Annotated in this window: 9 protein-coding genes; all 9 read right to left on the bottom strand. The window is 38.4% G+C overall.

The window, feature by feature from the left end:
* Positions 1 to 59: 59 nt before the first annotated feature.
* A complete protein-coding gene (locus E1I69_RS03660; protein ID WP_136378259.1) occupies positions 60 to 2,015 on the bottom strand; it encodes a stage V sporulation protein D in 1,956 nt (651 codons plus the stop codon).
* 127 nt (positions 2,016 to 2,142) lie between these two features.
* Positions 2,143 to 4,371, bottom strand: coding sequence for a penicillin-binding protein (locus E1I69_RS03655; RefSeq protein WP_136378258.1), 2,229 nt, complete (start codon positions 4,369 to 4,371; stop codon positions 2,143 to 2,145).
* A gap of 3 nt (positions 4,372 to 4,374) precedes the next feature.
* Positions 4,375 to 4,737 (bottom strand): cell division protein FtsL, encoded by a 363-nt coding sequence (ftsL, locus tag E1I69_RS03650; protein WP_136378257.1) that lies wholly within the window; start codon positions 4,735 to 4,737, stop codon positions 4,375 to 4,377.
* Between the two features lie 36 nt (positions 4,738 to 4,773).
* The gene (rsmH, locus tag E1I69_RS03645; RefSeq protein WP_136378256.1) at positions 4,774 to 5,706 is read right to left on the bottom strand and encodes a 16S rRNA (cytosine(1402)-N(4))-methyltransferase RsmH; all 933 of its coding nucleotides are present in this window, start codon (positions 5,704 to 5,706) and stop codon (positions 4,774 to 4,776) included.
* Between the two features lie 58 nt (positions 5,707 to 5,764).
* Positions 5,765 to 6,196, bottom strand: coding sequence for a division/cell wall cluster transcriptional repressor MraZ (gene mraZ / locus E1I69_RS03640; RefSeq protein WP_136378406.1), 432 nt, complete (start codon positions 6,194 to 6,196; stop codon positions 5,765 to 5,767).
* Positions 6,197 to 6,316: 120 nt separating this feature from the next.
* Positions 6,317 to 7,942, bottom strand: a complete 1,626-nt coding sequence (gene bshC / locus E1I69_RS03635) for a bacillithiol biosynthesis cysteine-adding enzyme BshC (protein WP_136378255.1) — start codon at positions 7,940 to 7,942, stop codon at positions 6,317 to 6,319.
* 97 nt (positions 7,943 to 8,039) lie between these two features.
* A complete protein-coding gene (locus E1I69_RS03630; protein WP_136378254.1) occupies positions 8,040 to 8,426 on the bottom strand; it encodes a DUF3397 domain-containing protein in 387 nt (128 codons plus the stop codon).
* A gap of 13 nt (positions 8,427 to 8,439) precedes the next feature.
* The gene (locus E1I69_RS03625) at positions 8,440 to 9,306 is read right to left on the bottom strand and encodes a 2-dehydropantoate 2-reductase (RefSeq protein ID WP_161974831.1); all 867 of its coding nucleotides are present in this window, start codon (positions 9,304 to 9,306) and stop codon (positions 8,440 to 8,442) included.
* A gap of 144 nt (positions 9,307 to 9,450) precedes the next feature.
* Positions 9,451 to 10,995 carry an acyl-CoA carboxylase subunit beta gene (locus E1I69_RS03620; protein WP_136378252.1) on the bottom strand — a complete coding sequence of 515 codons (1,545 nt, stop codon included), beginning with the start codon at positions 10,993 to 10,995 and terminating at the stop codon, positions 9,451 to 9,453.
* Positions 10,996 to 11,010: the final 15 nt, after the last annotated feature.

Genomic DNA, 11,010 nt, shown 5'->3' with positions numbered 1-11,010 from the left:
AAGGTATTCCTTTTTACAGAAAAAAGAAGTTAGAAAGGGAGGAAATCCCCCTTGACTAGTTAGTTCTCCTCATTTTTTTCTTTCTGATCTGTTGCTTCCCCAAGATGGATCCGTAATGTTGTCCCTTCTTGAACCCGTTCTCCAGCATTTGGCGCTTGGTCAACAACTACATTTCCTTCTCCGGTAATATCTAATTTTATATTCATTAATTGCTGCTGCAATTCCCGTTTTGTTAATCCAATTACATTTGGAACTTCAAGATATTTTTTATCCGTCCACAATCTGATTTCTTTTTCAATCTGATTCTCTCGCTTTTCAATTCCCAACAACGGCAGGCTTTCACGCATGATATTTCCAACGATTGGTGCCGCAACAACCCCACCAAATTGAACGGTACCCTTCGGATTATCAACAGCTATGTAGACGACAATTTGCGGGTCATCTGCAGGTGCAAAGCCAATAAAGGATACGATATGGTTATTTTGAAGGTAGCCTCCACCCTTTTTGGATTTTTGAGCTGTACCCGTCTTTCCACCTACACGGTATCCATCCACATAAGCGCCCCCACCAGAACCTTTTGCTACAACACTTTCAAGTGCATATCTAACTTGTTTGGACGTTTCTTCGGAAATGACTTTGCGTTTCGCTATAGGAGAATTACTCTTTACTACTTTTCCTGTAACCGGATCGATCCATTCCTTCGCGACATATGGCTGGTATAAGGTTCCACCATTTACCGCTGCAGAAACCGCTGCTACCTGTTGAATCGGCGTTACCGCTACCCCTTGCCCAAAGGATGTTGTTGCTAATTCAACGGGACCTACATTTTCTGGTTTAAAGAGGATTCCAGTACCTTCCCCCTGAAGATCAATGCCTGTTTTTTGTCCAAATCCAAAATCGCGAATATACTTAAACAATGTATCTTTCCCTAATCTTGTTCCTAACTCGACAAAACCAGGGTTACAAGAGTTTTGAACAACCTCTAGGAACGATTGGTGGCCATGTCCGCCCCGTTTCCAACATTTAAGCGTTGCTCCCCCGACCTTTACAAAACCCGGGTCATTAAAATGATCTTTATCGAGATTTACTTTCCCTTCTTCTAATGAGGCAGCTAGAGTTATGATCTTAAAGGTAGAACCTGGCTCATAGGTACTCCAAACAGGGAGATTACGGTTGTACACTTCTTGTGGAACATTTCGAAAGTTTGCTGGATCAAAATCAGGTCTTGAAGACATTCCTAAGATTTCACCATTATTGGGATTCATTGCAATCGCAATAATTCCATCTGGATTGTATTGTGCTTCGGCATTATCAAGTTCACGTTCAATAAGGGATTGAATTCTTGTATCAATCGTTAGCTTTAAATCAAGACCATCCTTTGGCGGTGTATAGTCATCAGCGATATCTGGCATTCTTCTTCCTTTTGCATCGGAATAGAATTGCACACTCCCTTTTTCACCCTTTAACTCTTTATCATAACTTTTCTCCAGTCCTGTTAACCCTTGATTATCAATCCCAGCAAAGCCCAATACATGGGAAAGATAGCTACCAAATGGATAATGACGTTTTGAGTCCTCTGCAATATAGACGCCCTTAATCCCTAGCGCGCGAACTTCATTCGCTTTTTCGTGAGAAATCTTTCTGCCCTCTGGATTGATATAGACTTTTGATTCGTTTTCAGTTATTTTTTTATACGCTTTTTCTTTTGACATATTTAAAACAGCAGCAAGTTTTTCTGCTGCTTCTGCAGGATTTTCAATTTGCCGTGGAACCACTAAAACAGTCGGTGCACTCTGGTTTGTTGCAAGGACGACATCATTACGGTCAATGATTTTTCCTCGTTCCGGCTCAAATGGAATATCCCGGCTCCATGAATCCTTTGCCAGTGCAGTTAGCTTATTTCCCACAAAAAACTGAACATATCCCAGTCGCACATCAATAATCAAAAATAATAAAAAACCTATAAATAGTACTAATGATAATCTTTTTCGTACTGTTACATTCGAAACACGCATATAGATGTACCTCCTATTAAACTTACAAATCAAGGCTCGTCTAATTATATGCTTGTACAAGAATGAATAGAACGATTGTATGGATATCGAATTGCTTTGGTCATAAAAAAAAAGGAACTGAAAAAAATCAGTTCCCTTCTTGTTCCTTCTCACTATTTTCTTCAACTACTGGTTCCTCAGTTGTTTCCTTTTGTGGAGAGTACGGTCGTTCTAATTTGACGGATAATGTATCACCGTCTTTAATAATAGCACCCGGTTCTAAGCTTTGCTGTACGACATACCCATTACCACTATATGAAACTTTAATATTTGTTAAATCAGCAACTCTCATAACATCTCTTATTGACCAATTTGTCATATCTGGCAAAGTCGCTTCCTGATCAGTAAGTAGAATGACCTGTTCGTTAGGTAGTATTTTTTCACCTTGAACTGGACTTTGAGCGATAATATTCTTACCTTTTCCAATCACAGTTGCTTTAAGCTGCAGCTTATCAATTGATGATTTAGCCTCTTCAATTGATTTTCCTACATAGGAAGCAACTTCAACTTCTTTATCAACATTCACATTATTTTCTGTTTTTTGTTCAATTGGTTGTATATTTAAATATTGTAAGCTATTTTTCATCACATGATTAAATACCATCACAACAGGTTCGTGACCAATGTCGGTATCTTTAAGCTTAGGTTTCTCTACAGCAACATACACAATTAATTTTGGGTCATCCATTGGTGCCATACCTAGGAATGAGTATAAAAAGTTACCTCTTCCCGTTAAGTATCCACCATGTGGACTTGGTATTTGAGCAGTACCTGTTTTCCCAGCAACTTGATATCCTTCAAGATCATAGGCTTTACCCGTACCATCTGTTACAACTTGGCGTAATAAATTTAACACTTTTTTAGTCGTTTCTGCTGAAACAGGTTGTCCTGCGACTTGAGGCTTGTGATCCACAACCGTTTTATCTGTATCAGGGTCGACGATTTTATCAACAACATATGGTTTCATCATTTTGCCGCCATTGGCGATTGCTGTAGCCGCTTGTATCTGCTGAATTGGAGTAACAGAGGATGCTTGGCCAAATGCCGTTGATACTCTATCAATCTCCCATTTAAAATTAATTGTGTTTTGAACTTCACCTGCTAAATCAATGCCGGTTGGTCGATCAAGTCCAAAACGTCCCAAATACTCCAATAATTTATCCGTCCCTAACTGTTCATTTGCGATCTTCGCAAACGCAACGTTTGAGGATTTAAGGACACCTTCATCATAGGTAATTGTTCCCCAACCTCTCCTGTTATGGTCACGGATTGTTTCTCCTCCGGCTGTGTAGCTTCCTGAAGCAAAGGTTGCATTCCCATTATAGACTCCTTCTTCAATCGCTGCAGCTAAGGTAAAGATTTTCATCGTTGAACCTGGCTCAAACGGGTAGGATATCACATCATTCAAGTAGTTCTGGATGTTTCGAACATTTGGGTCAAAGCTCGGTCTTGAGGACATCGCTAAGATTTCACCCGTTTTTGGATTTGCAACAACGCCAATAATTTTTTCAGGTTCATATTCCTTCATCGTCGTGTTCATGGCGTCCTCTAAAAACGTTTGGATTGTTTGGTCAATTGTTAAATAAACATCACTACCATTATCAGGTGCGACGATTTGCTCTTTTGCATCCGGTAATTTATAACCTTTCCTATCACTCTGGAACTTCATGTAGCCATCTTTTTCTCGAAGGTACTTATCAAGACTTTTTTCAATCCCCATTTTTCCGATTGTTTCTGTCTCTTTCGTTTTGGGATCAGTCACCATTTGTGCATAACCAACAACATGTGAGGCAAAAGTTCCGTTCGGATAGTAGCGTTTTGATTCTCTTCTAAAGGCAATCCCAGGCAATTCTAGTGCTTCAATCTCCTGTTTGAGTGCTGTACTAATATCACGGCCAAAAGTCCCGAATTCAACCTGTTTCCTTTCAGGTTTTGTTAATATTTTATACATCTCGTTCTCATCCATATTTAAGAGAGGTGAAAGCTTGCGAGCCGTTTCTTCAGGATCCACAACATGTTGTGGGTTATCTTCATCTACGGTTAAATCTTTATCAAGGATCGCAACAACGGTGTAAGAAGAAGTATCCTCGGCAATCGGATTTCCATTACGGTCATATACCGTTCCTCGATTTGCTTCAATTGTCCTTTGTTTCGTATATTTTTCTTCTGCTAACGCCGCTAAAACAACACCATCAACCTTACCAGTACCTTGGATATACACAAATCTTGCCATCAATGTAAAAAAGAGCAAAGCAAATATTATACTAATACATGCTGCTCCTCTATTTATATTGTTATTTTTAACCTTCATTTTCATGGTTTAGTTCCCTTGAACAACTTTTACATTGTTTTCATTTAAAACAAGGCCAAGTTCTCTCGCTTTTTCCCAAAGACGTTCGTATTCGCTTAATTCCTGGACTTGTACATAAAGGTCATTATTTGTTTTTGTTTGTTGACTAATTGATGCTTCGATTTGTTGGATTTCGATGTTTGTATGATAAATCGATACTTGGTTAGATATGATATAAATTGCGCAGAACATCACTGCTGCGGAGAATACAATCCCTAATACCTTTTCTCCTAACGTAAATCGAAACTTCTTTTTAATAGTTGGTTGTGTCTTCGGTGTCTGATCTGGTTGGTAGTTTTCTGTTTGCCTTACTTTGTATGCTAAATTACCCATCATATCCCTCCTCAAGTACCTATCGTAATATATTGTTTAAAGTCTTTCTGCGATTCTTAACTTTGCAGAACGAGCCCTCTTGTTTGCCTCAATTTCTTCTTCTGTAGGTAATATCGGTTTTCTTGTAATAAGTTTTAATTTTGGTTTGTATTCATCAGGAATAATTGGAATGCCAGGTGGTAGTGGCGGACCTTCGCTTGCCTTTTTAAAAGTAACTTTACAAATTCTGTCCTCTAGTGAGTGAAAGGTAATCACACTTACTCTTCCTCCTGGTGCAAGAAGCTCAATTGACTGATGAATCGCATTTTCGAATACTTTTAATTCATCGTTAACCGCAATTCGAATGGCTTGAAAAATCCTTTTAGCCGGATGTCCGCCAGTTCTTCTTGCCGCTGCTGGAATACCTTCTTTAATTAATTCCACCAATTCCCCTGTGGTTTCAATTCGTTTTTTCTCACGTGCAGCCTCTATTTTTCTAGCAATTTGTTTTGAAAACTTTTCTTCACCATACTGAAAAAAGATTCGTACCATTTGTTCATATGACCAATGATTTACGATGTCGTACGCAGATAATGTTGCATCCTGATCCATTCGCATATCAAGTGGGGCATCGTGGTGATAGCTAAATCCTCTTTCCGGGGTGTCCAATTGCGGGGATGAAACACCTAAGTCAAATAAAATACCATCAACAGTTGTTACTCCTTGTTCATGTAATTTTTCAGTTATATTAGCAAAATTACTTTTGATGATGGTTACAATATCCCCATATTTTGCAAGCTTGTCCTTTGCATTTTCGATCGCAATATCATCTTGATCAAAAGCATATAACTTACCTTTGTTTGAAAGCTTTGAAGCTATGTATGAGCTATGTCCTGCTCCACCAAGTGTGCAGTCTACATAAATGCCATCTGGGTCAATCTTTAATCCATTTACAGCCTCTTCTAATAGAACCGTTTTGTGTTCGAACATGTTAGCACCTCTTATAATCATCTGTGTAATATCCTTACTAGCATTTCACAAAGAATAATTATATATCAAAACCAATCATATTTTCAGCTATATCAGAAAAAGATTCCTCAGAAGCGGCAAAATATTCTTCCCACTTGTCCTTACTCCAAATTTCTATGCGGTTTGATACTCCTAACACCACACATTCCTTTTCAAGGCCTGCATATGAAAGAAGTGGCGATGCAATATTCACTCTTCCTTGTTTATCAAGTTCACATTCAATGGCTCCAGAAAAGAAAAATCGTGTGAAAGCACGGGCGTCTTTTTTTGTTAATGGGAGTGTTTTTAATTTTTCCTCAAGTATTTTCCATTCTGATTGTGGGTATCCGAACAAACACTGATCAAGCCCTCTTGTTAAAACAAATGTTTCACCAAGATTGTCTCGGAACTTAGCAGGTATAATCATTCGGCCTTTCATATCAACAGTATGATGGTATTCTCCCATGAACATATCCATTGTCCCCACTTTCTGTATTTATCTTACCACAATCCCCCACTTTCCACCACCAGTTTTTATAAATTTTTACCAAATAAAAAAATCCCCGGAAATTCCGAGGATTTTCAATACGAACTACATCTTTATCACTTTATGTTTTCCGTTAAATTCAAACGGAAGAGCTAATAAATCTTTGATAAAATCGTCGCCATATTTATTTAAATAGTAAGAAACATTCCATAATCTCTCCTGTGGAGAGCCAAGTGGTAGAAGTGATTTTTCAATTCGTTCAAAACGATTCAATTCAATTTCATTACGTTTTAGAATACTTCGATTAAATGTATTTTTTAGAAAATCAAATTGTGATTGAATATTCTGGGCGTTCTTTAATAAAAGGTCTGCCAGCCCAGGGTCCACTTCTAGCCCCACATTTCTAACCTTTTTATGAATTTTCTCGACTTCTTTCTTTGCTTCTAAGATGATTCCATCTACATCAGCGGTTTGCTTTTCCAGCCATGTTTCTTTCGCTTTTGCAAGCTCCCCTGACAACACCGCTTGAATAGTCAAACCAATTTCTTCTATATTAGATTCAATTGCTCTTTCTACGATTGTCATCATTAACCGTGGAACGACAGGCGGCATCTTTATTTCCATCACTTCAAATACCTTTTTAAGTTCTGCCCAGTATGATACTTCGCCAGGTCCTGAGATAAAAGCAAGTGTTGGAAATAAGAACTCCTGCATAACCGGTCTTGTTACTACATTATTGCTTAATAGTTCCGGTTTTTCTTGCGCAACTTCCAGCAATTCGTCGCCACAAAGGATACATTCATTATTTTTGCCGCTGAAAATATCATGCTCCACATTGTACTCAAGCAAAATCCGTTCATCATGTTGCGTATAAAAAAGGTTTGCACTAGATTCATTCATCTCAATTGTTTTAGGGTATTGATAAGAAGATAAAACTTCCTGTTGCGCCAACAACGAATCATGAATCTCTCTGTTTTTTTCAATCATCTTTTGAAAATAAGGGGATTGAAGGGCTCTAATTTCTTTTGAGCCTGAATCCACAAGAACCAGTCCAGCTTCCCCAAAAAGTTCATTGATAATCTGTATAAAGAAATCAACATATGTCTTTGACTTTTCCACAAATTCACTCAGAAGTTCTAAAAGACCATTCGTATGATTGGTTTCACCGTAGGTCTCAAACACTTCTTCGATCCAGTCCATGAAACCATTCTGTTCAATTTCTATTGAAGAAACCATTGTCTTACGGTTGTGATATTGTGGAACTGCTCTTTTTCGAATGCCCGTTTGAAGATTCACATAGAGATGATTGATTTCTGCAAAATCATGGTCCTCTCCTGCAATCCAAAATACCGGTATAACTGGTACATGTAACTTTTTCTCTTGTTCTTCTGCTAGCTTAATAATAGAAACGATCTTATGAATCGTATATAACGGTCCAGTCAATACACCCGCTTGTTGTCCGCCAATCACCACGACACTCTGTGGGTCTAATAGCTTGTGTATATTCTCTATCGTATTCGGATGATAATTGAATCGTTTATTAAAAGAAACTAGATGCTCTACTAGTTTCTCACGTTCAAAATGTCTCTTTTCTAACTCTTTTTTTCTCACCTCATACATAAGGGGTGATTGGATATCGTAATCAAAAAATTTATGTATATCCATTTTATTAGAAAGATAATCGTTCACTAATCGATTTGAAGATGGCAAAGAGAGATCCAAAACCTCCATAAATTCTTGTTCTTCCTTTCATATCCAGTTTATATCTTAGTTGAGTATAGCACGCTTTTTTGAGAAACCAAAAATTACTGCTCAGTGTTTCAAAAAATTATGCCGTGACAAAAATACGTTGAACGAGTCCTATAAATAGTAGTAGAAAATACGCAACCGCGGAAGCAAGGAAAACGAAACGCCAAGACTTCCTTAACACTTTCACTGTCTCAATCTCATGGCTTTTCCTCCAGGTCATATAGCCAATAAACAAAATGGTCATAAAGAGGATAAGGAGGATTAGCCAAAGCATGCTTTTGCCAACAATCACAAGTAATAAATAGTGCACTGCAATAAGAAAAAATACGGTCGTTACATCAACTGATAGAAAAAAAGATTTCCGAGTGTTTTTTATGATAAATCTACTAATCAAGTAGATTAGGATGAATCCTAGTAGTGGAATTGTTACAAATGTTGCAGCTATTCCGGCAAAAAAGTCGACCATTCCTTATCCCCCTTTAGTTTTCAAAACCCTTTATTGAATCATATAGAAACTTTGTAATCGCTACTTCCATGTTCTTTTTTACTGCTTCAGCTAAAACATATCCTAGAATCGCATCTATTTCTGTTCTTCTTCCTTCTTCAATGTCGCGCAGCATGGATGATTTGTTTTGGGCTGTATTTTTACAAATGTTCTTCACAAGCTCCCACATTTTTTCATGATTAGAAGGGATGACAGAGGTGATTTCATTGAATAATGCTTTCATTTGGTTGTGAAAATACGTATTTTCCAGCAACCTCCCATTCTTCACACCATAAAGGGCTGTTAATGGGTTGATGACAGCATTTGCAATTAACTTCGATGTTACGATTTCATACCAATTGTCATGGTATTCAAATATAAACTCATTGAGTTTAACGTCGAATGCCTTATTTTCACCCTTAATTGCAGCTATTTTCGTGCGACCGACACCTGTGTGGATGACTTGGTTTTCACTAACTTTAAGTGCGCCATGTTCAACAACACCTATAAGAATCGTAGGATTCCTCAATTTTTCAATGATGTCCATATGCCCCATTCCATTTTGAAGGAAGCAGACCGTATGTACTTTGTCTAAGTCCAGAGTTTTTGATAATACTTCTTCTAATATGTATTGTTTTACTGCAAAGATAACGATATCCTCTTCAATTACAGAACTTGTGCTTGTAAAAGCTTGTACTCTATATGTTTTTGACGTATTTTGTTGATCAATGGTTACACCATTTTTGTTTATTTCGTTTGCTTGGTGTTCGGTTCGTGTATAGAGGGTTACTTCATGTTGTTCTGCCAAATATCCTCCGAAAAGCAATCCGATGGACCCACCACCAATGATTCCAATTTTCATTGCCCCAACTCCATAGTTTGTCCTTCCCTTCATTTTACCAAAAAGTCCGACAAAATGCCTAGTACCTCGACAATGAAAAATGCGTAAAAACGTATGAACATGACAAAACCCCAAAGTTCTTTCTTTGGGGTCTGTACCAATAACCTAAACCGGATATACAGGGTGTTTCTTTTGCGGGAGATTGAGTTCTTTTTTCTCATATACAACTAAGCGTCGGATGAGAACATTCCGTAATTCAGCTGCTGGAACAATATCATCGATGATAAGCTCAGAGGCTAATTTGTAGATATCGATTGTCTCTTTATACTCTTGTTGCTTTTGCTGTACAAAAGCAATGCGTTCTTTCGGATCTTCAATTTCATTAATTTTATTTGAATAAACAGCATTTACCGCCGCCTCTGGTCCCATTACCGCAATTTGAGCTGTTGGCAGCGCAACGCAATAATCAGGTTCAAATGCAGGACCAGCCATTGCATAAAGACCTGCACCATATGCTTTTCTGACGATGACTGAGATTTTCGGAACAGTTGCAGAACTCATGGCCGCAATTAACTTTGCACCATGTCTAATAATTCCTGCTCTTTCAACCTTTGTACCGATCATAAATCCTGGAACATCAGCCAAAAACACTAAAGGTATATGGAACGCGTCACATAAAGTAATAAATTTAGCTGCTTTGTCTGCTGAATCTACAAACAAGACGCCTCCCTTCACCTTAGGCTGATTTGCAATGATTCCGACTGGTCTACCATCAATACGAGCAAGACCTGTAATGATTTCAGGGGCAAATAGTTTTTTTATCTCATAGAAACTTCCTTCATCAACGAGGGCATCAATCCCTTCGTACATATTAAAAGGAGCATTCTGATTAACAGGAATAATTTCTTGTAGGCTCTTGCCTTCCTTTGGTGAGACTGTTTCTGTAATCGCCGGTTTATTCAAATAATTAGCAGGAAAAAATTTTAAATAATCCCGCGCACTTTGGATTGCTTGCTCTTCATTTTCAGCAAGCACATCACCACAGCCACTAACGGTACAGTGCATTCTAGCACCACCCATTTCTTCTAACGTAACCTTTTCACCAATGACCTTTTCAGCCATCCTTGGGGAACCCAAATACATGGAGGCATTCTTGTCAACCATGATGACGATATCGCAAAAAGCAGGTATGTAGGCGCCTCCCGCTGCAGATGGACCAAATAAAATACAGATCTGAGGTATCATACCTGATAACCTTACCTGATTATGAAAAATTCTCCCCGCTCCGCGTCGATTCGGGAACATCTCAAGTTGATCCGTAATTCGTGCCCCAGCTGAATCTACTAGATACAAAAGTGGTACGCGTAACTTCTCAGCCGTTTCTTGGATCCGTATAATTTTCTCAACTGTACGAGCGCCCCATGATCCCGCCTTTACGGTGGAATCATTCGCCATCACACATACTTTTTGTCCATTTATCTCTCCAATCGCAGTAACGACACCATCCGCCGGAAGGTCTCCCGCTATATTGTTGGCAAATTTTCCATCTTCTTGATAAACTCCATGATCAAATAGAATGGCGAGACGATCACGAACAAATAATTTATTTTGTTCCTTCAACTTTTGATGGTATTTTTGATGGCCCCCCGCTTCGATTTCATTGCTTTTTTCAACGAGCTTTTGGTCTAAATCCTTAGTAGTGCGAAGCATGATTACCCTCCTTCT

Origin of the sequence: Bacillus timonensis (genome assembly GCF_004799755.1) — a bacterium.
In the GTDB taxonomy this organism is placed as follows: domain Bacteria; phylum Bacillota; class Bacilli; order Bacillales; family Bacillaceae_L; genus Ferdinandcohnia; species Ferdinandcohnia timonensis_A.
The sequence above is the reverse complement of the archived record's forward strand: the minus strand, read 5'-3'. Positions and strand labels throughout refer to the sequence as shown.

What these genes read in the sequence shown, in the direction of transcription:
- E1I69_RS03620 (WP_136378252.1), bottom strand. Translation starts at nt 10,995, where the DNA reads ATGCTTCGCACTACTAAGGATTTAGACCAAAAGCTCGTTGAAAAAAGC.
- bshC (WP_136378255.1), bottom strand. Translation starts at nt 7,942, where the DNA reads ATGGAGGTTTTGGATCTCTCTTTGCCATCTTCAAATCGATTAGTGAAC.
- mraZ (WP_136378406.1), bottom strand. Translation starts at nt 6,196, where the DNA reads ATGTTCATGGGAGAATACCATCATACTGTTGATATGAAAGGCCGAATG.
- E1I69_RS03630 (WP_136378254.1), bottom strand. Translation starts at nt 8,426, where the DNA reads ATGGTCGACTTTTTTGCCGGAATAGCTGCAACATTTGTAACAATTCCA.
- E1I69_RS03655 (WP_136378258.1), bottom strand. Translation starts at nt 4,371, where the DNA reads ATGAAAATGAAGGTTAAAAATAACAATATAAATAGAGGAGCAGCATGT.
- ftsL (WP_136378257.1), bottom strand. Translation starts at nt 4,737, where the DNA reads ATGGGTAATTTAGCATACAAAGTAAGGCAAACAGAAAACTACCAACCA.
- E1I69_RS03660 (WP_136378259.1), bottom strand. Translation starts at nt 2,015, where the DNA reads ATGCGTGTTTCGAATGTAACAGTACGAAAAAGATTATCATTAGTACTA.
- rsmH (WP_136378256.1), bottom strand. Translation starts at nt 5,706, where the DNA reads ATGTTCGAACACAAAACGGTTCTATTAGAAGAGGCTGTAAATGGATTA.
- E1I69_RS03625 (WP_161974831.1), bottom strand. Translation starts at nt 9,306, where the DNA reads ATGAAAATTGGAATCATTGGTGGTGGGTCCATCGGATTGCTTTTCGGA.